Raw genomic sequence first — 20,214 nt, forward strand, 5'->3', positions numbered from 1 at the left:
CGGAGCGAGGACTTTATAGTGGTGGTGATGCTAGAAACAGGGCGCTCCTCCGGAGCGAGGGAACTTAGTAACAGCATTTAATGCTTGAAAAAGATATGCCCGACGAGCGACCGCAGAGCGGTCCCCTGTTTCTAGCAAACGAAACCAATTTTATTTTTTGACTCCGGAGGAGTCTCCTAATTCCCATTTACATGAATGCAATAAAAAATGATCTCGAAAGCATCCTCGCAAATTCACAAGCTGCTTTCGTAGAAATCAACAAATACCCGGTTTCAAAACGTGTTGCTCTGATGCGCAACATTGCCAGCGAAATCGAAGCACTTGGTCCCGAGCTGATCCAGACGGCGATGAGGGAATCCCATTTGCCCGAAGCCAGATTGACCGGAGAAAAAGCCCGGACGATTTTTCAGTGGAGAAGCTATGCTGAAGCCGTAGAAAAAGGACATTCCCTGGATGCCAGCATTGATACGGCCAATTTGGAACGTACCCCGCCAAAACCGGATATCCGCAAAACCAATGTTGCATTAGGCCCTGTAGCGGTTTTTGGCGCGAGCAATTTTCCTTTTGCATTCTCGACAGCTGGTGGAGATACTGCCAGCGCCATCGCGGCAGGCTGTCCGGTGGTAGTGAAAGCGCACCCTGGCCATCCCGAAACTTCTCAAATGATGGCCGACGCGATCGGTCGCGGGGTTGCCAAGAGCGGTTTTCCGGAAGGAACATTTGCCCACATTTTTTGTGAAACCAACGAAGAGGCGCAAGCACTGGTAAGTCATCCGGTGATCAAGGCGGTGGGTTTTACAGGTTCAAACCGCGGTGGGTTGGCATTGGTAGAAATTGCCAGCAAACGTCCCGAGCCGATCCCGGTTTTTGCCGAAATGGGCAGCATTAATCCGGTTTTTCTTTTGCCTGAAAAATTAAATACGTCCGCTGCGGAGCTCGCAAAACAATATACCGGCTCGCTGACATTGGGTGTGGGACAATTTTGTACCAATCCCGGTTTGCTGATTAGCATTGATAGCGAAGGATTAAATCAGTTCACGGAAGTGCTGGAAGAAGAAATCCTAAAAGCATTACCCGCTTACATGCTAAATTCCGGCATCGCAAAAGGGTATTGGAGCAACCGCGAAAAAGTGATTTCACAATCCGGCGTAAGCATTCTTGCAAATGCAACTGCCGAGGCCGAAGAAGGGCAGGGTACCGCTACGGTAGCGACTGTTTCAGGAATTGATTTTCTGATCAATGACGATCTGCAAACCGAAGTTTTCGGACCTTTCGCATTGATCGTGAAATGTAAGGATGAAGCCGAAATGCTGGCAGTAACTTCCAAAGTGCACGGACAGCTCACCGCAACATTGCTGGCAACCACCGGCGACATCGCGGCTAATTCCGAACTAATCGCATCAATCCAGAACAAATGCGGACGGATCATTTTCAATAACTTCCCGACCGGCGTGGAAGTGTGCAAATCCATGCACCACGGCGGACCGTTCCCGTCATCGAGCAACGCCCAGTACACCTCGGTAGGCGCCGACGCGATCAAACGTTTCGTAAGACCATTGAGCTTCCAGAACTGGCCCGACGAATTTTTGCCGGAAGCATTACAAAACGCCAATTCGCTGGGTATCTGGCGGACGGTCAATAATGAGGTGACAAAAGACATTGTTTCATAATGCGTAAAACCTTTTTTTGCATCGACGCCCATACTTGCGGCAACCCGGTGCGTGTAGTAGCAGGCGGCGGACCTTTGCTGGATGGAAACAGCATGATGGAACGTCGGCTGCACTTTTTGAAAGAATTCGACTGGATCCGCAAAGGCCTGATGTTTGAGCCGCGGGGGCATGATATGATGAGCGGAAGCATTCTGTATCCACCCGTCGATCCAGCGAATGATATCGGCGTGCTTTACATTGAAACCAGCGGCTGCCTCCCGATGTGCGGTCATGGCACGATCGGAACCGTCACCATCGCAATCCAGGAAGGGTTGGTAACACCCAAAGTTCCGGGAAAACTGCGCCTGGAAACGCCGGCCGGTTTGGTTTTGGTTGAATACAAACAAGAAGGCAAGCGGGTTACGTCCGTAAAGCTGGTCAACATTAAATCGTTCCTCGCCGCCGAAAATCTGACGGTGGAATGTCCGGACTTAGGCACATTGAAAATCGACGTTTCCTACGGCGGTAACTTCTACGGGATCATCGATCCGCAGGAAAATTTCAAAGGTTTGGAAAACCATACCGCCGATCAGCTGATTAGCTGGTCGCGCGTGCTGCGTAAGCGCATGAATGAGCAATATAAATTTGTTCATCCTGAAAACGAGCACATTAACGGACTCAGCCACATTCTCTGGGCAGGCGCAGTGTTAGACGAAACATCCACCGCCAGAAATGCTGTTTTTTACGGAGATAAGGCCATCGACCGCTCACCCTGCGGCACCGGTACTTCGGCAAGAATGGCCCAGTGGCACGCCAAAGGCAAACTCAAAAAAGGCGATCAGTTTATCCACGAAAGCATTATCGGCTCCAAATTCATCGGAACCGTAGAAGATGAGGTGACCATCGGCGATAAACCCGCCATCATTCCCGGCATCGAAGGCTGGGCCGTAGTGACGGGGTACAATAATATTTTCATAGACGACGAAGAAGATCCGTATGCTTACGGGTTTCAGGTGATTTAAAGTTAAAAATGAAGGGCAAAGCGACGATTATCGGAGGAGGAATTATGGGTCTGGCTTCGGCTTACTATCTGCTGAAAAGCGGGTGGAAAGTGACGCTGCTGGACAAGGGCGATCTGGCGGATAACTGCTCGCAGGGCAATGCCGGGATGATCGTGCCGAGCCATTTTATCCCGCTTGCCGCCCCCGGTATGGTTTCGAAAGGGATCAAATGGATGTTCAACAGCCGCAGTCCTTTTTACGTAAAACCTTCCCTCGATTTTTCCCTGATTTCGTGGGGCTTGAAATTTATTAAAAGTGCTACCCCCGCCGCAGTAGAGCGTGCTGCGCCACATTTGCGCGACTATCATTTGCTGAGCAAGCAGCTTTATGAAGATCTTGCCAAAGAAGAAAACCTGGATTTTGGTTTGGAAAAGAAGGGTATTTTTATGCTTTACAAAACTGAAAAAGCGGGCGAAGAGGAAATACACGTCGGAAAAGATGCGCAGAAACTAGGTCTGGATGTCGAAATGCTGACAAAAGAGCAGGTGCAGGCCATAGAGCCGGGGATACAGCTGGACGTAGCCGGCGCGGTACATTATCATTGCGATGCACATTTGTACCCCACGGCTTTGTTTAACCAGCTTTTGAAAAACATTAAAAGCAAAGGTGCAGAAGTGATCACAAACGCGGAGGTAACCGGCTACGACATTCAAAATTCAGAAATCAAATCCGTCCGCACTTCCAAAGGGAATATTGAAGGTGACCTCGTGATCATGACAGGAGGCTCCTGGCTGCCGCAGCTTGCCAAACTGGCCGGACTTTCAATTCCTGTCATGCCTGGCAAAGGTTACTCTTTCATGGAGCCCAATGCCGGTCATCCGATCGCCCACCCTGCATTGCTGATCGAGGCCCGGGTAGCGGTGACGCCGATGAACGGGCAAGTTCGTTTCGGCGGAACGATGGAGCTCGCGCCCTTGAATAACAAAATCAACATGAACCGCGTGGAAGGTATCGTGAACGCCATCCCGCAATATTATCCGGAGCTGAATGTACAGGTTCCGGCCAAAGAAAAGATTTGGTACGGCTTTCGCCCCTGCTCTCCGGACGGGTTACCATATTTAGGTTATTCCAAAAAATTAAAAAACCTGATCGTAGCAGGAGGGCATGGCATGATGGGAATCAGTCTGGGCCCTGCGACCGGGAAGGTAGTGGCAGAATTGGCAGACCAGTCATCGACGGCCCTGGATATTAGGCTATACGATCCGGAACGGTATAATTGATTTCCGGTTGTCAAGATTCGTGTGCATTAGTGTATTCGTGGCTAAAAAAAATAAAATGCGACACCTAACCCTATTGATTCTGCTCGCCAGCAGCACATTCGCCCAGGCCCAAAAATCCAAATTCAACCTCTACGAACAGACCTCCGAGGTAGCGGGCCTGGTTATCCATTACCAGCAGGATATCAATGCAGTAAGTTCGTTCTATGCACCGCAACTGGTCAAAGGACGCGGATTTGCCTCGCCGCAACCCGCCCTTAATTCCCCTGAGCAGCGCAAAAGATTGACCGAAGTCGATAAAAGCTACCTCGAAAAACTCTCCAAAGTCGATTTCAGCGCCATGAGCATTTACGGCAAAGTCGATTACATTCTCCTCAAAAGAAACATTGACGACCACCAGCTGAGCCTTTCGCAGGAAGAAAAAGAGTATGGCCAGATTTTGAAATACATTCCTTTCGCCGATAAAATTTACGAACTGGAAAAAAGCCGCCGCCGCGGAAATAATGTAGACGGACAGAAAGTGGCTGGCGAGCTGAACGACCTTTTGAAAATCGTCAAACAATCTTCGGAAGACATCAAAAAGGTAGAATCCATCGATATGCCGCTGGCAAACCGCGGCGAGGAAGCAGTAAATGGCATCGAAATTCGACTGAAAGCAACTTATGAATTTTATAATGGTTATGATCCGCTATTCTCATGGTGGGTACCAAAACCGTATCAGGGCCTGGACAGTGCATTAATCAGCTACGCCAAAGTCATTAAATCAAAAGGAAAACTCAACACCACCCAAAAAGACGATAAAAGCGGTATCAAGGGCAAGCCCATCGGGCGCGATGAGCTGATCCGGCAGCTGAACGTGGAAATGATCAGCTACACGCCGGAGGAATTGATTGAGCTGGCCAACAAAGAATTTGCCTGGTGCGACAAGGAATTGCTGAAAGCTACGCAGGAAATGGGCTTCGGTACCGACTGGAAAAAGGCGCAGGAGCAGGTGAAAAACAGTTACGTCCCAGCCGGCCAGCAGCCGCAGCTGATCATGAAGCTTTACAATGATGCAAAGGATTTTATTACTAAAAACAACCTCTATACCTACCCGGAAATCGCCGACGAGACCTGGGGAATGCAAATGATGTCTCCTGAAAGACAGTTGGTTAATCCCTTTTTCCTAGGCGGCCGCGACATTATCATTTCCTACCCGACCAACACGATGGCGCATGAGGACAAGCTCATGAGCATGCGCGGAAACAATCCTTATTTCTCCCGCTCGACGGTCCACCACGAGCTGGTGCCTGGCCATCACCTGCAATATTATATGCGCAGCCGCTACAAATCTTACCGCGACGAGTTCGGCACACCATTCTGGACCGAAGGCTGGGCGCTTTACTGGGAATTATTGCTCTATGAAAAAGGCTTCGCCAAAACCCCCGAGGAACGGATTGGCATGCTATTCTGGCGGATGCACCGGTGCGCACGGATCATTTTTTCTTTGAACTATCATTTGGGAAAATGGACGCCGCAGGAATGTATCGATTTTCTGGTCGACCGGGTTGGGCATGAGCGCGCTAATGCAGAGGGCGAAGTGCGGCGGTCTTTCGAAGGAAATTATGGTCCACTTTACCAGATCGCCTATCTGATCGGCGGTTTGCAGATTTACAGTTTGAAAAAAGAACTCGTCGAAAGCGGTAAAATGACCTACCAGCAGTTCCACGACGCGATCATGAAAGAGAACAATATGCCAATTGAAATGGTCAGGGCGACGCTCATAAACCAGCCTTTGAAGCCTGATTTTAAAACCAAATGGAAATTTTATACTTTCAAATAATGTCGTAGCTTACATTATCAAAAAACCGAACTTACCTAACCTTCACCTTTATGTCGCCGGAAAGTACCGCTGAGCCAGCTGAAAAAACAGCATTTAAACCTTCATTAGGACTGGTGGATGCCACCATGCTGGTTGCCGGCAGTATGATCGGTTCCGGGATTTTCATCGTTTCCGCCGACATTACCCGGAACACCGGCAGCGTCGGGTGGCTGATGTTCGTCTGGCTCATCACGGGTTTTATGACATTGACCGCAGCATTAAGTTACGGCGAGCTGAGCGCCATGTTCCCGAAGGCGGGCGGCCAGTATATTTATTTAAAAGAAGCCTATAACCCACTTATAGGCTTTCTTTATGGATGGAGCTTTTTCACTGTGATCCAGACTGCTACGATCGCCGCGGTGGCTGTGGCTTTTGCTAAATTCACCGCCTACCTTTTACCGATGTTCAGCGAAGACCTGGTTGCGATGGATCTCGGATTTCTCAAAATATCCCCGGCGCAGCTGCTCTCGCTCGTGCTCATTGTGCTGCTCACATTTATTAATACACGTGGCGTAAATGGCGGCAAAATTATCCAGACGACCTTCACGCTCACCAAGTTACTGAGTTTGCTGGGCTTGATCGTTTTTGGTTTGATTTTCATGAAACCCGAAATCTGGGCGGCAAACTGGGACTCGGCCACGATGTGGGACCTGCATAAATTAAGCATCGACGGCTCGGTAGAATCCTACACGACAATCGCCGCATTCGGTGCGATCGCGGCCTCAATGGTCGGCTCCATTTTTAGCAGCGATTCCTGGAATAATGTAACTTTTATTGCGGGAGAAATTAAGAATCCGCAGCGCAACATTGGATTGAGCTTAGCCTTGGGGACCATTATCGTAACCGTGATTTATGTTTTGACCAATGTCATGTACACGGGTGTTTTGTCTTTGCAAGAAATTGCCGCGTCAGATAAAGACCGTGTAGCGGTAACTGCCTCGCATGTCATTTTTGGCAGCGCGGGAACGATCATTATCGCTATTATGATCATGATTTCAACATTTGGCTGTAATAATGGATTGATTATGTCGGGTGCGCGGGTGTATTATTCGATGGCCAAAGACGGAATGTTCTTCAAAAAAACGGCGACCTTGAATAAAAATTCGGTACCGGAATTCGGGCTTTGGATTCAATGTGTGGTGGCTTGTTTGTGGAGTTTAAGTGGGAAGTATGGCAATTTGCTGGATATGATTTCCTTCGTGGTTGTCGTGTTTTATATGTTGACCATTGTCGGAATATTTATATTAAGAAAGAAAATGCCAAACGCACCGCGGCCCTACAAAGCATTTGGTTACCCAATTCTGCCGATCATTTACATTATTATGGGCGTCGCATTTTGCGTGCTGTTGATCATTTACAAACCAGAGTACACCTGGCCGGGGTTGATCATAGTTTTGCTCGGCATTCCGGTATATTATATGATTGGTAAAAAAGACATTTCTACAATCGATATCGTATAAATCTCATGAAATCAACACTTTACTCACTACTACTGCTTTGTCCGGGCTTCGTTTTTGCTCAGGAAATCGATCAGGCTGTGCTGGCTAAAATCCGGAAGGAAGGTCTGGAAAATTCAAAAGTGCAGGACATTGCCCATCATTTGACGGACGTTTCCGGCCCGCGACTAACCAACTCACCGGGTTTTCAGAGAGCGGCAGAATGGTCGGTAAGTGAGCTGAAAAAGTGGGGTTTACAAAAAGCCGAAATCCAGGAGTGGGGCGAATTTGGCAAAGGCTGGCAGGTGGAAAAAAGTTATCTGGCGATGACCAAGCCATATTATATGCCGCTGATCGGGATTCCGAGGGCCTGGACTGCGGGGACGCAGGGGCCGGTTACCGGTGAAGTGGCTTTGGTCAACATTCAGACCGAGGAAGATTTAAAGAAATATGCAGATGGAAAACTGGCTGGGAAGATCCTTCTGACCAGACCAAATGTGGATTCCGGCCCTACTTTCAAGGCAGATGCAACCCGCTACACGGCAGAAGAACTGGATAAAATGGTCCCGGCAGTTGCTTCGCCGACGATCAACGTGCCGGAACAGATGGAGCGTTTGCGGGTGCAGAGAGCGTTCAGAGCGAGGGTCGACAGTACCATGAAAGCGCAGAATGTGAAGCTGGAAATCGTGGGACGCCCTGGTCGTGAAGGAACATTTTTTACCAGTAACGGAGCATCTTACCGCGGCGATTCACCGATTGCAAATCCTGCTTTTGAGATCGCGCCGGAGCATGCCGGTTTGATTGCCCGCCTGATCGAAAGTGGCATTCCGGTAACATTGGAAGCCGAATCTGCTACAACTTTTTTTGATAAAAAACTTACTACCGGCAATGTGATAGCCGAAATCGCGGGCACCGATCCCAAGCTGAAAGACGAAGTGGTGATGCTGGGCGGACATTTGGATTCCTGGCACAGCGCGACTGGCGCAACAGATAATGCGGCGGGATGTGCAGTTATGCTGGAAGCGATCCGGATTTTGCAAACTGCCGGTTTGAAACCAAAAAGAACAATCCGGATTGCGTTATGGTCGGGCGAGGAGCAAGGCTTGCACGGTTCTCGGAATTATGTCAAAAACACCTTTGGCGATCCGCAGACAATGAAATTGCTGCCCGCGCACGAAAAGCTTTCAGCTTATTATAACATTGACAATGGTACCGGCCGCATCCGCGGCATTTACCTGCAAGGCAACGAAGGCCCGCGTGCGATTTTTGAAAAATGGCTGGCGTCCTTCTCCGATATCATCGATCATCCGACCATCACGATCAGAAATACCGGCGGCACCGATCACCAGAGTTTTGACGCGGTAGGTCTCCCAGGCTTCCAGTTTATCCAGGACGGCATCGAGTACGGTACCCGCACGCACCACACCAACATGGATACTTACGAAAGATTGGTGATGGATGATCTGAAACAAATGGCGACTGTCGTGGCAGCATTTGTTTACAATACTGCTCAGTTAGACCAAAAAATCCCGAGAAAGGAATTGCCAAAACCGCGTGCTAACTAACGCAGGCAGGTAATTTTTTGCATTTACTCCAATGAGATTCCTTACTTTTTGCCTTACGCTGGTTGCCGGATTTTCCTTTGCCAAAGAGCCGCTGAAATATACGGTGTCGATGGAAAATCCGGCCAGTCATACATTTCACGTCACCCTTCAATACAGGCCTGAGAAGTCGGATAGCCTGCTTTTGAAAATGCCTGACTGGACACCGGGCTACTATCAATTGATGGACTACGCGGCGAATGTGCAGAATTTCACGCCGAAAGATGACAAAGGAAATACATTGCAGTGGGTAAAAACGGGTAAAACCGGCTGGACGATCGCGGTCAAGGGAATTAAACTTTTGTCCCTGGACTATGATGTAAAAACCACCCGGAAGTTTGTAGCGACCAGCTATCTGGATGAGGAGCACGCCTACATTATTCCGGCGGCTACATTTTTATATGTTAATGGTAAAATCAATCTGTCGGCGGAAGTGGCGGTTAAACCTTATAAAGATTGGAGCAGGGTGGCGACGGGTCTGGATTCTTTGAAAAAGCAAAAATTTACCTATGTAGCCCCGGATTTCGACGTTCTTTATGATAGCCCGATCCTTGTCGGAAACCTGGAAGAATTGCCGCCATTTAAAGTCAAAGGTATTCCGCACCGCTTTATTGGCTACAAACTAGGCAATTTTGATAAGGTCAAATTTATGGCCGACATTCAAAAAATTGTCGAAAAAGCGTCTGCACAGATTGGTGACATTCCTTACAAACATTACACGTTTATCGGCATCGGGCCAGGCCAGGGAGGCATCGAACATTTGAATTCTACAACCATCAGTTTCAGTGGCGATCTGCTCGATTCCCGCGGCTGGGACGGTATGATGGGATTTATCACGCACGAATATTTCCATCACTACAATGTCAAAAGAATCCGCCCGATCGAGCTGGGGCCTTTTGATTACGATAATGGAAGTAAAACCAATATGCTCTGGGTAGCAGAAGGTCTGACTGTGTACTACGAACCAATCATCCTGAAAGAAGCCGGTCTTTATACAATTGAAAAAATGCTCGATTTTTTTAAAGATCAGATCTCGACGGTCGAAAATAAACCCGGACGTTTGTACCAATCGTTAGCCCAGGCCAGCGCCGAAACCTGGTCCGACGGCCCCTTCGGCAGAACGGGCGACCCGTCAATAAGACCATCTCCGTCTACCAGAAAGGCCCGATCGTAGGCCTCCTCTTCGACTTCGCGATCCGCCATGAAACTCAAAACAAAAAGTCTCTGGACGACGTCATGCGGAAACTTTACAATGATTTTTATATCAAGAAAAAACGCGGCTTCTCCGAGAACGAACTCCGCGAAGTGATCACGGAAGTCGCTGGGAATCCGCTGGAAGAACTATTCAGCTACATCTACACAACTGCCGAGCCGGATTATAAAAAGTACTTTGGTTACGCGGGATTGGATATTGATACCGAGCCGAAGGAAGTTTCGGAAGCGAAGGACGGCGTGACGATTACGAGGATGGAAAAGGCGTTTTCGATTAAGCCTTTTGAGAATGCGGATGCTTTGCAGAAGGCGGTTTTTGAGGGGTGGAGCAGGGGAGAAAAATAGATTTTGAGCTTAACGCTTTTCACTTAGCAGCTGAATACCAACTCTTTCAATGTGTTCGAGAAGATCTGGATTACATTTGCTTTTTCAGGTATTCGTAAACTTGTGTTATCGCACCAAAATATTGGTCCTGGATGACTCTTACCGCACGCTCAGAATCACCGCAGCGCCTCCACTTCCGACACTTCCTTCGGCAAATACTTCCCTAACACCCGGTTTCCATCCTCGGTAATCACAATGTCATCTTCAATCCGGATGCCCGTGAAATCGCGCAGCATTTCCAGCTTATTGTAGTTTACAAATTCCGAAAGCTTGTTTTCCGCTTTCCAGCGGTCGATTAATGTGGGGATCAAATATAGGCCTGGCTCCACGGTTACGACAAAACCAGGTTCCAGCGCACGGCCCAGTCGGAGGGATTTCCAGCCGAATGTGGTTCCTTTTTTCAAATCTTCGGAGTAACCCACGTATTGCTCGCCGAGGTTTTCCATGTCGTGGACGTCCAGACCCATCATGTGGCCGAGGCCGCACTGGAAGAATAAGGTATGCACATCGTTTGCGACGGCTTCGACAGGGTCGCCGGTGATGACGCCCAGGGATTTCAGGCCTTCCAATAGTTTGGTGGAAGCCAATGTATGTACGTCTTTGAATAACACGCCTGGTTTGCAGGCTTCAATGGCCGATTTCTGCGCGGTGAGCACTATTTCGTACATTTCCCTTTGCAGAGTAGTGAATCTTTGACCGGTCGGGATGGTGCGGGTCAGGTCGCCGCAGTAGCGCATCGCTGTTTCGGCCCCGGCGTCGCAAAGGCTCATCTGGCCGTCTCGCATCGGTAGGTCACGGGCGTGGGTGTGCAGGATTTCTCCGTTTACGGTCATAATCACTGGGTACGAAATGTCGCCGCCCTGGCCGATGGCGATGCTTTGCAATCTTCCCGCAAGATCCCTTTCCGTAATACCTGGACGCGTCGTGCGCATGAATTCGAGGTGCATATCCACCGAGGTATCCACCGCTTTTTCGATCTCTGCAATTTCCTCCGCAGTTTTATAAGACCGCATCGAAACAATCGCCTTAATCAATGTTATGGACGCTCTTTGCGCAGCTTCGGCAGGCGAAATGTGCAGCCACTCCTGCAACAATAAAGCGTGTTCCCCGCGGTAAGGAGGCAGAAAATGTATGTTTTGTTTTTTGCCTGAAATATCTTTGAGATAACCATCAATCGCCGACAAAGGCTTCACCTGCGTCACGCCCACTTTCGCAGCTTTATCTACCAGCGACTCTTTCGGTCCCGTCCAGACAATGTCATCGATCGTCAGCTCATTGCCGAAAATCACTTCCTGATCATTATCAATATCAATCACCGCGTGGATCGAAGCGACGTCCAGACCGAAATAGTACAGAAATGTGCTGTCCTGACGAAACGGGTAAACATTGTCGCGGTAGTTCATGCCGCTTTCTTCATTGCCGATCAGCAAAATAACGCCGCTGCCGACTTTTTGCTTCAAAACTTGTCTACGCTGTATGTAGGTTTCTTTGGAGAACATGCTTTCCGAATCTTTGAATGATCGCCCAAATTAGGGCAAAAAAACTTGCCCGCAAACATTGCGTTCGCGGGCAGGGTTACATTACTTAACCTAACCGATTAACAACTAGTAGCCCGGATTTTGTTTCAAATTCGTGTTTTTATCCAGCTCGGCCTGCGGGATCGGGAACAAGGCGCGCTGTGCAGCCTGGGGACGGTGGTTAAACCATTTTTTCTTTTCATAAACCCCAAACCGGATCAAATCCTGACGACGGTGCGCCTCAGCCGCAAATTCCCAGCCCAGCTCATCCAGCATTCGCCCGAATTTAATGTCATCACCACCCTGGCGCTCCGTAACGCTACCGTCAACGGCCTGATAACCATAGTTATATCTGCTGCCTTTTGCCAGATCAGCAGCAGTAACCGTCGCTTTTGCAGCATTGGTTTTGAATGCTCTTTTGCGAACATCCGAAACAATCGTCGCAGCCTCAGCCGCTTTTCCAGTTCTTAAGAGTGCCTCCGCTTTGATCATCAGCACATCGGCATAGCGCAAAAATGGGAAGTCATTATCGAGACTGCCGGTCGCATTAGGTTTGATTTTATATTTTCCAATCCTGAAACCGTCCGTAGAAGAAGTTTTTTCCATACTCGGCACCGACTTGTTGTAGGTAATCACCACCGCGCCGGTTGTCGCATTCTTCTGCGGGCCCATGATCCAGGTGTCGGCGAGGCGGCTGTCTTCGGCATCATAAGTATCAATAAACTGTGGTACCGCGCAGTTTCCGCCCCACGGACCTGCATTCATCGGGTACACCGTGCGGCTCAGCGGATCGAGCGTTTTCATGTGGATCTGGTTTCCGGTACCGTAAATTTCATCATAAGGAATCGCGAAAATGATCTCTTTGGAATTGAAATTCGTCCAGGTAAAAACGTCCGAATAATTGGCATCCAGCATATATTTCCCACTTTTGATCACTTCATCAGCCTGCGCAATCGCGTTTTCCCACTGAGGTGTGCCGGTGTAAACCTCCGCATTTAAATAAATTTTCGCCAGCAAAGCTTTCGCGCCCCAGCGGTTCATTTGCCCGTAAGTCGTGCTCGCATTTTCGCTCAGGTTGGGCATTACCTCCAATAATTCCTTCACCACAAAATCATAAACTTCCTTCCGCGTGCTCTGTTTGGGCAGGTTCACGTCTTTAAAATCCGTCACAATCGGCACATTACCGTGGTTGTCCAGCAGCAAATAATAAGCAAACGCCCGCACCGCTCGCAGCTCGGCCTCAATCTGTTCTTTGCCCGTCGTCAAAGGAATATCCCCATCCGAAATTTGAGACAAAACCCGGTTTGCCGTCGTAATGCTGCGAAATGAGCTTTGCCAGGCATTTTCCGGCTGCCACTGCAACGAAGTCCACGTGTGCTGGTGCATCCGGCGGTAAGTGCCGCCATCGTCCCAGCCGTTTGGGCGCACCGGCGTAATGATCGCGTCGGCCGCTTCTTCCTGCAAATCGAAATAGCCCTGCCAGCCCAGCATTAAGCTGCGCAAAGACGAGTAAACGGGCGCAACAATCGCAGGCAGATCCTTTTCAGTCGGCTGGTAATTGCTCGCCAAAACTTCGGAATACACTTCCTCCTTTAAATCCGTGCAGGAATAAAATGTAGCACCTGCCAGCAGCAGTGTGGCGAGTACCGTATGTTTGATATTTTTATTTTTCATTATTTCAAAAATGTTTAAGATCAGAATGTTACGCTGAGGCCGGCGGTAAATGTGCGGGTAGTTGGATACTTATCACGCTGGTCGCTGCCTGGCGCGAAGCCGGTCATGACTACACCTTCCGGGTCCACGCCCGAGTATTTGGTAAGTGTGATCAGATTTAGTCCTGAGACAAAAATCCGGGCGTTTTTCATGCCTTTCACCAGGTTCACCGGCAGGGTATAGCCCAATGTCACATTGTCGATTTTCCAGTAATTCCCGTTTTCAATGTAGTTGGAAACATACACCAGATCGGTGTTCAGCACCTTGCCATCGATCGGATCGTAGGCAGTTTTGAGCATGTTGTAAGCCTTGTTTCTGGGGTTATTATAAAACATACTCTGGAAATTGAGAATGTCATAACCAAAGGCGCCGCGCATGTTCACCGCCAGATCGAAGCTCTTGAAACGCACCGAGTTGTTCCAGCCGAGAATGTGTTTCGGGATACCGTTTCCATAATACTGGCGGTCTTCCGGCGTCGCATTTGCGATCGGTATTACCTCTCCATCTTTGTTTTCAATCAGCCAGGCGCCTTTTTCATCCACACCCACCGATTTCCAGACAAAAAACCGCCCGATCGGTTCGCCCACTTTCACCCGGTGCGTGCTTACCTGGATCGGCTCGCCGGTATATCCCGCATCAAAAAAATCATTGGCTGCTTCAAACTGATCATTCGAGAGACTCACCAGCTTGTTGCGGTTGGTAGAATACGTAAATCCGGAATTCCATTGCAGGTTGGCAGTTTGTACAGGTACCAAATTCAGCAGCACTTCAAGTCCCTGGTTTTTCATCGTACCCGCATTGATCTGCATAATGTTGGTCAGATAAGGCGGCACCGGAACCGGGAAATCGTAAAGCAAATCCTTCACTTTGCGGCTATAAAAATCCACCGAGCCACTGATGCGGTTTTTCATAAAACCAAAATCAATCCCCGCGTTCACTTCCTCTTTTTTCTCCCAGCGCAGATTTGGGTTGAAGTTACGCGCCGGTACAAAACCCGGTACCCATTTTCCGCCAATGAATGCACCTTCGTTCCGGTCAAAATTGTAGCTGATCTGCGACAAATAAGGCGAGTTGGCAATCGTACCCGTCACCCCGAAACCGGCGCGCAGCTTGATCTCGGAAACACCAGTCAAACCTTCCATGAATTTTTCTTTACTCAGCCGCCAGCCCACAGAAGCCGCCGGAAATGTTCCCCACTGGTTGTTCACCCCAAAGCGCGACGAACCTTCGCGGCGGACACTCGCCATGAACAGGTATTTTTCATTAAAACTGTAAGTTAAACGGCCAAAAAAACCTGCGAGCTGCCATTTGTTTTTAGAACTGGCCATCGCGGCCTGTCCTTTTTGCAAGGCACCGCCCGCGCCGAGATTGTTCCAATCGTAAGAGTCGGTCGGGAAATCCCAGTTGCTGGCCGAAAATTCTTCATAAGTCGCATCCTGCCAACTATATCCGCCGAGTAAGGTAAACCGGTGTTTCCCAAACGATTTCGCATAGTTACCCGTAAATTCCAGCAGATTTTGGTTGTCCGCATTGGTACTGCGAAACGCAGTGGCGTTTTGGTTGCTCAGCCTCGTATTCGTATGGTTGAATGTCGTCGAGCCGCCGTCGAGCGTGCTGTTTTGTACATTCGATACCAAAAGTTTGAAATTCAAATCGTTGATCGGCGCGTAGTCGATGCTTCCACTCATCCGCATTTCCTTAAACTTCGCCGCGTAATTCGATTCGTAGATCCTGGAAACCGGGTTTTCATAAAAATACCCGTCCCTTTCCTGCCAAGCGCCGGTTTCAGTCTTCACGCGGTCCGTCGGGTTGCGGATCATTGCCTGGCGGTAAATGTAGCCGTAAGCCGCATCATTGTCCGCCGGAGAAACCGCCCCGTTTGTGCTCGTAATGCGGTTGATCAGTTGCAGGTTGGTTTTTAGTTTATGGTTAAACATGGAATGATTTAAGTCCGCTCGACCCGTGAACCGACTTTGTCCCGACCGCAAAAAGATACCCTCCCAATTTCTGTAATTGACCGAACCTGTAAAATTCGTGGTGCTGTTCCCTCCAAAAAACGTCAGGTTATGATTGTGGCTCACAGGCTTTTGCATGATTTCCGAAAGCCAGTCGGTATTGCCGCCGTAATCCGTATAATCAATTCCTTCCTTGATTTTCTGACGATAATCGTCGCCGGTCAGCAGCTGCGGACGACTGGCGATGGTCTGCACATTCACATAATTGGAATACTCGATCGTCGATTTGCTGGTGCCACGATTTTTTCGCGTGGTGATCAAAATAACTCCTCCGGTAGCGCGGGTACCATAGATCGCCGCGGCCGAGCCGTCTTTCAGAACATCCACAGACTCAATGTCTTCCGGTGCCACGGTGTTTAATCCGCCTGGGATTCCGTCGATCAAAATCAGCGGATCGGAAGTACCATTGATAGAGTTAATCCCGCGTAAATTGATCTGCGTATTGGAAGTAGGGGAGCCGCTCGGCGTGGTAATGCGCAAACCGGCCACTTTTCCCTGGACCAACTGCGCCGCATCCCGGACGGTACCTTTGATAAAATCCTCCCGCTTGATACTCGCCACAGAACTCGTCACGTCGCCCTTTTTCTGCGTGCCGTACCCGATCACAACCACTTCCGAAAGTTGCTTCTGGTCGGGAGCCAGTTCAATGGTCAGCTCACTCTGATTTCCGACCACAATTTCCTGACTCGTGTAACCAATGTAGCTGAGAATCAAAGTCGCTTCGTCAGGTACCGTCAGCTTGAATTTTCCCTCGGTATCCGTCGCCGTCCCGACGCTATTGTTACCTTTCACAATGATGGTCACGCCCGGCAGCGGGGCTTTATCTTCGGCGGATAGCACCTGTCCGCTGATCTGTCGCTCGGCGGCTTTTGCCTTCGTGGCGGGGAGCAAGATCAGGGCGAAGCTAAAAAGCAGGGCACAAGAAACCTCCCGAATAAATCTGGATAGTTTATTCATTTTAATTGAGTTAGATGGTGGTAGTAAAACTTTAAAACTGCTTGAATCAGCAAACGATCATAGATATACGTTTTTGAAATACATACTTTTCCTGTGAGCATTTGCGGCCGCAGATGCCCGGTACCTGTTCAGAATGTTTGAGAGAGGAGGAATTTTACTGCACAAATGCAATCTTCTTATTCCGGTTCGGAGGCGTCACCCCCAGCAACTTACTTACAAAAAAGTCCCGCTTTTTACGCCTGCCGTACACGCCGCCGTCGCTGTGCCCCATGCCGGGAATCACAAGCAATTCAAAATCCTTATTTGCTTTGATTAATGCATCGGCCACGCGGTAAGTCGATTCCGGCGGCACGTTGGTATCCGCCTCGCCAACAATCAGCAGCAAATCACCCTGCAATTTCGCCGCATTCGTCACATTCGATTGCTCTTCATAATGCTTGCCGACGGGGTATCCCATCCACTGCTCATTCCACCATTGTTTATCAACGCGATTGTCGTGACAGCCGCAGGCCGAAACCGCCGCATCATAAAACCCAGGATGAAAAAGCAGCGCCCCCAACGAATTTTGCCCACCTGCGGAAGTGCCATAAACACCCACTTTCGTAGAATCAATGTATGGATATTTGCTCGCCAGCGACTTCATCCACGCAATACGGTCAGGAAAACCGGCGTCCGCAATGTTCTTCCAGCAAACGTCGTGAAATGCCTTCGAGCGGTTTGCAGTGCCCATTCCATCCATCTGCACCACAATAAAACCCAGCTCCGCCATGCTCTGCATTTCGCCATAATGCCGGAAAGCCTTCGGCACAAATGAATCCTGCGGACCGGCATAGATGTTCTCAATGATCGGGTATTTCTTCTTCGGATCAAACTTGCTGGGCCGGTACACGATGCCCCAAATGTCCGTCTTGCCATCGCGGCCTTTGGCCTTGAAAATCTCTGGCAACTTGAACCCCAGCGACAGGTATTGCGAAATGTCCGCCTCTTCCAGCTTCACCACCAGCGACGCGTCGGCAGTCCTGTGCAGCTCCATCACCGGGGGAGTCACCATCGTTGAGTAAGTGTCAATATAGTAAGTCCGGTCGCGCGAAAATGCCAGCGAATGTGTCGCTTTTTTGTCGCTGGTGAGTTTCACCAAACCTGTTCCGTCGAACTTAATGCGGTAGTAATGAATGTGATAAGGGTCTTCGCTCGGGTCCATACCATTTGCCCGAAACCAGATTTCCCTTTTTTGGGTATCAATGCTATCAATGTCGCGCACCACCCATTCACCCTTTGTAATCTGGTTCTTTTCCTTGCCTGTCGCCTCATCTACCAAATACAAATGCCGCCAGCCATCTTTCTCGGAAGACCAGATAATTTCGTGCTCCTTGGGCAGGTAATGTGTATAAATCAGGTTTTGGTAAATGAAGGTATTAGTCTTTTCGTCGATGATATTTTTGGTATCGCCCGTTGCCGCATCCACCTCGATCACCCTGAAACGCTGGTGGCCGCGGTCTACTTTTTCATACGTAAAATGCGTCGCATCACCATCCCGCCAGCGGATCACCGGCGCATTGAAAAAGTCGATCACCTCCGACTTTACCTTCACCATTTCCCGGGTTTTGGCATTGATCACAAACATTTCATAGCTCGTAAATTCATCCCCCGGCTGTGCATATTCACGGGTTTTCACCTCGCCGCGCGTGGTATTGGGCAAAGAAGAAAGGATAAAGCTCACCTTTCGCTCTTCACGTTCATCAACGCGGTAGCAAACAATATAAGCCCCATCCGGCGACCAGCTCAACTCGCCAAAAGGCCGGAGCGGATTGCCGTCATAAGAGAATTGCTGCACATTTTTGCCATTCGGCGCACTTAGGAAAATGTTGCCGTTTTTGACAAATGCCTTCTGGTTTTTATCAAACGAAATGCTATCCGCTCGAAAAGGCCGCCAGCGACTCAACTGTCGCGTCCAGCCAATCTCCTTTGGTTTTTCAATGCCTGGTTTTTCAATTTTCGTAGCGGTAAAATTCTCCGTATCATAAGAAAACCACTTGTTTTTGGCTTTTATAAAAACAGTATGGTTCACCTGATCAACCCGCAATTCTTCCAGCATTAGCTTCGGCGCAGAAAAAGTAGTATCCGCAACCGCCGACAAAGCTTTGGCCACTTTTTCATTATCCAGGATCTTCGACTTTCTCCCGTCCGCAGCATTCACGTATATATATTCCGTGAGACTATCTTTCAGGATATTTTTATACCAAAACGAATGTCCATCCGCCTGCCAGCCCGGCTGAATGCTCGCCTTCAAAACCGATCCTTTGGTAAGCGAATCCATGAGCTCCATCCTTTTATAGGAAGCAGCTAGTTCTTCTTTGGAAGGCCGATAAGCAGTTCGTTGCGCGAGAGTATTTGCCGAGCAAAACGCGCTCAGGAGTAAAATCGAGAGGGATTTTCTATGTCGGGTAAAGAAATGCATGGCTGGTTTAGGAGTTATTGAGCGCTAAAAGCAATAAAATATCAGCCTGCCTTTTTGAGGCAAGAACCGGATGATCAGGAGTTTGCTGACATTCTCCCGATATTATATTCCAATTAACTATTTGTAAAATTAACCCGAACCCGAGTGATAAACTTCGTTGAAATTAGCGGCTTTTTTACCAATATTAACTTAAATCACCCTTCCGTTTGGCATGTAAGGTAATTTGAAGGATTTTCTTTGGCGGTTTTGGGGGATAAAAGAATTTATGGGAGGCTAGTCAAACTTGGGAAGGTTGCCATTGCGAAGTATAGCATTCTGACGTTCGAATTTTCCTCGAAGCCCAGGAAGGCCAATTCTCCGTATCAGCTCGTCGTTTTTAGCAAACTTCTCTTTGAACAGATTACTATTAGCATATTTTTCACTCAAAGAAGGGTCTATTTTGGAACCCTTTGGAAGTGCTTTGTGTGTATTTGGTTCTCTTGATTTCATGGTAAGAGCATGTGTTCAGGATAATCACATAAAGCTAAAAACTTTTCACGTCACACTGTAATTTTCACGTCACACTGTAAGTAGCGTTAACCCCTCAATTCTGAGTGTTTCAATTTTTCTCTTTTGCTTTCTTAGCCAAAGCCAGTAAGTTTACAGCGTCCAAATTTTCCCAGGCATAGATGCCGCCGATTCGTATTGCGGCATTTCTACTGCCCTAGCATCGTATTGCTTATATCCAGGATACGGTGCCGTAACTACCGTAATGGCTTCGAGCCATTGGCCTGGGAAGGTTTGGACACGGCAAGTGCGGCACCGTTTTTTGCTGCGCGAAATGTCCAAATCATCCAAAAAAATGCAAGCAGAACAAAATCAAAACGACCGCCAATCCGCTGCGGAAGCACTTCTGGTCAACTACATTAATCGCGATGTAGACCTAATCGAAGTTGAACGAATGCACAATGACATGGTTCTACACTATTTCCGCCCAGCCGACGGATGGAACCCGAGCTATGAGCACAAATTGGAAGCGTTTTATAATGCTGAGATTGTGACGAGGCTGCTGAGGGAACTTTCGGCCTTTGGGAAAAAAGGTTAAGCAGGAATTGGTTGCCGATTCTATCGGCAGCCAATCATAGGATTTGCTT

Annotated in this window: 14 protein-coding genes; 9 read left to right on the forward strand and 5 right to left on the reverse strand. The window is 48.8% G+C overall.

Going from position 1 to position 20,214, the window contains the following annotated elements:
• Positions 1-191: 191 nt before the first annotated feature.
• The 8 genes from FEN17_RS13395 (at position 192) to FEN17_RS13430 (ending at position 10,382) form a co-directional block, all read left to right on the forward strand.
• On the forward strand, positions 192-1,670 hold the full coding sequence (locus FEN17_RS13395) for an aldehyde dehydrogenase (NADP(+)) (protein ID WP_138365856.1): 1,479 nt from the start codon (positions 192-194) through the stop codon (positions 1,668-1,670).
• The gene (locus FEN17_RS13400; RefSeq protein ID WP_138365857.1) at positions 1,670-2,671 is read left to right on the forward strand and encodes a 4-hydroxyproline epimerase; all 1,002 of its coding nucleotides are present in this window, start codon (positions 1,670-1,672) and stop codon (positions 2,669-2,671) included. The genes FEN17_RS13395 and FEN17_RS13400 overlap by 1 nt, the downstream gene beginning before the upstream one ends.
• Before the next feature lie 8 nt (positions 2,672-2,679).
• Positions 2,680-3,930 (forward strand): NAD(P)/FAD-dependent oxidoreductase, encoded by a 1,251-nt coding sequence (locus FEN17_RS13405; RefSeq protein ID WP_138365858.1) that lies wholly within the window; start codon positions 2,680-2,682, stop codon positions 3,928-3,930.
• A gap of 55 nt (positions 3,931-3,985) precedes the next feature.
• A complete protein-coding gene (locus tag FEN17_RS13410; protein WP_138365859.1) occupies positions 3,986-5,749 on the forward strand; it encodes a DUF885 family protein in 1,764 nt (587 codons plus the stop codon).
• Positions 5,750-5,799: 50 nt separating this feature from the next.
• Positions 5,800-7,248: an APC family permease gene (locus FEN17_RS13415; RefSeq protein WP_138365860.1), complete on the forward strand. Its 1,449-nt coding sequence runs from the start codon at positions 5,800-5,802 to the stop codon at positions 7,246-7,248.
• 5 nt (positions 7,249-7,253) lie between these two features.
• The gene (locus FEN17_RS13420) at positions 7,254-8,789 is read left to right on the forward strand and encodes a M20/M25/M40 family metallo-hydrolase (protein ID WP_138365861.1); all 1,536 of its coding nucleotides are present in this window, start codon (positions 7,254-7,256) and stop codon (positions 8,787-8,789) included.
• Between the two features lie 31 nt (positions 8,790-8,820).
• Positions 8,821-9,999, forward strand: coding sequence for a M61 family metallopeptidase (locus FEN17_RS13425; RefSeq protein WP_138365862.1), 1,179 nt, complete (start codon positions 8,821-8,823; stop codon positions 9,997-9,999).
• Between the two features lie 62 nt (positions 10,000-10,061).
• Positions 10,062-10,382, forward strand: a complete 321-nt coding sequence (locus FEN17_RS13430; protein ID WP_138365863.1) for a hypothetical protein — start codon at positions 10,062-10,064, stop codon at positions 10,380-10,382.
• 155 nt (positions 10,383-10,537) lie between these two features.
• Here the strand turns inward: FEN17_RS13430 and FEN17_RS13435 are convergent, their stop codons facing one another.
• The 5 genes from FEN17_RS13435 to FEN17_RS27505 form a co-directional block, all read right to left on the reverse strand.
• A complete protein-coding gene (locus FEN17_RS13435; protein WP_138365864.1) occupies positions 10,538-11,920 on the reverse strand; it encodes an aminopeptidase P family protein in 1,383 nt (460 codons plus the stop codon).
• A gap of 105 nt (positions 11,921-12,025) precedes the next feature.
• Positions 12,026-13,612 (reverse strand): RagB/SusD family nutrient uptake outer membrane protein, encoded by a 1,587-nt coding sequence (locus FEN17_RS13440; RefSeq protein ID WP_138365865.1) that lies wholly within the window; start codon positions 13,610-13,612, stop codon positions 12,026-12,028.
• Between the two features lie 20 nt (positions 13,613-13,632).
• Entirely contained in the window at positions 13,633-16,623 is a 2,991-nt protein-coding gene (locus FEN17_RS13445) for a SusC/RagA family TonB-linked outer membrane protein (RefSeq protein ID WP_138365866.1), read from the reverse strand.
• A gap of 154 nt (positions 16,624-16,777) precedes the next feature.
• Positions 16,778-19,081, reverse strand: coding sequence for a S9 family peptidase (locus FEN17_RS13450; RefSeq protein ID WP_138365867.1), 2,304 nt, complete (start codon positions 19,079-19,081; stop codon positions 16,778-16,780).
• A 273-nt stretch (positions 19,082-19,354) separates the two neighbouring features.
• Entirely contained in the window at positions 19,355-19,570 is a 216-nt protein-coding gene (locus tag FEN17_RS27505) for a hypothetical protein (protein ID WP_205748159.1), read from the reverse strand.
• Positions 19,571-19,922: 352 nt separating this feature from the next.
• Here FEN17_RS27505 and FEN17_RS13455 point away from each other — a divergent pair, with 352 nt between their 5' ends.
• Positions 19,923-20,165: a hypothetical protein gene (locus tag FEN17_RS13455; protein ID WP_138365868.1), complete on the forward strand. Its 243-nt coding sequence runs from the start codon at positions 19,923-19,925 to the stop codon at positions 20,163-20,165.
• Positions 20,166-20,214 lie beyond the last annotated feature (49 nt).

The organism is Dyadobacter luticola (assembly GCF_005860805.1).
GTDB lineage: Bacteria > Bacteroidota > Bacteroidia > Cytophagales > Spirosomataceae > Dyadobacter > Dyadobacter luticola.

Excerpts from the sequence above, each read along its gene's own strand:
- FEN17_RS27505 (WP_205748159.1), bottom strand. The coding sequence starts at position 19,570 with ATGAAATCAAGAGAACCAAATACACACAAAGCACTTCCAAAGGGTTCC.
- FEN17_RS13395 (WP_138365856.1), top strand. The coding sequence starts at position 192 with ATGAATGCAATAAAAAATGATCTCGAAAGCATCCTCGCAAATTCACAA.
- FEN17_RS13430 (WP_138365863.1), top strand. The coding sequence starts at position 10,062 with ATGCGGAAACTTTACAATGATTTTTATATCAAGAAAAAACGCGGCTTC.
- FEN17_RS13415 (WP_138365860.1), top strand. The coding sequence starts at position 5,800 with ATGTCGCCGGAAAGTACCGCTGAGCCAGCTGAAAAAACAGCATTTAAA.
- FEN17_RS13400 (WP_138365857.1), top strand. The coding sequence starts at position 1,670 with ATGCGTAAAACCTTTTTTTGCATCGACGCCCATACTTGCGGCAACCCG.
- FEN17_RS13420 (WP_138365861.1), top strand. The coding sequence starts at position 7,254 with ATGAAATCAACACTTTACTCACTACTACTGCTTTGTCCGGGCTTCGTT.
- FEN17_RS13455 (WP_138365868.1), top strand. The coding sequence starts at position 19,923 with ATGCAAGCAGAACAAAATCAAAACGACCGCCAATCCGCTGCGGAAGCA.
- FEN17_RS13450 (WP_138365867.1), bottom strand. The coding sequence starts at position 19,081 with ATGCATTTCTTTACCCGACATAGAAAATCCCTCTCGATTTTACTCCTG.
- FEN17_RS13445 (WP_138365866.1), bottom strand. The coding sequence starts at position 16,623 with ATGAATAAACTATCCAGATTTATTCGGGAGGTTTCTTGTGCCCTGCTT.
- FEN17_RS13410 (WP_138365859.1), top strand. The coding sequence starts at position 3,986 with ATGCGACACCTAACCCTATTGATTCTGCTCGCCAGCAGCACATTCGCC.
- FEN17_RS13435 (WP_138365864.1), bottom strand. The coding sequence starts at position 11,920 with ATGTTCTCCAAAGAAACCTACATACAGCGTAGACAAGTTTTGAAGCAA.
- FEN17_RS13440 (WP_138365865.1), bottom strand. The coding sequence starts at position 13,612 with ATGAAAAATAAAAATATCAAACATACGGTACTCGCCACACTGCTGCTG.
- FEN17_RS13425 (WP_138365862.1), top strand. The coding sequence starts at position 8,821 with ATGAGATTCCTTACTTTTTGCCTTACGCTGGTTGCCGGATTTTCCTTT.
- FEN17_RS13405 (WP_138365858.1), top strand. The coding sequence starts at position 2,680 with ATGAAGGGCAAAGCGACGATTATCGGAGGAGGAATTATGGGTCTGGCT.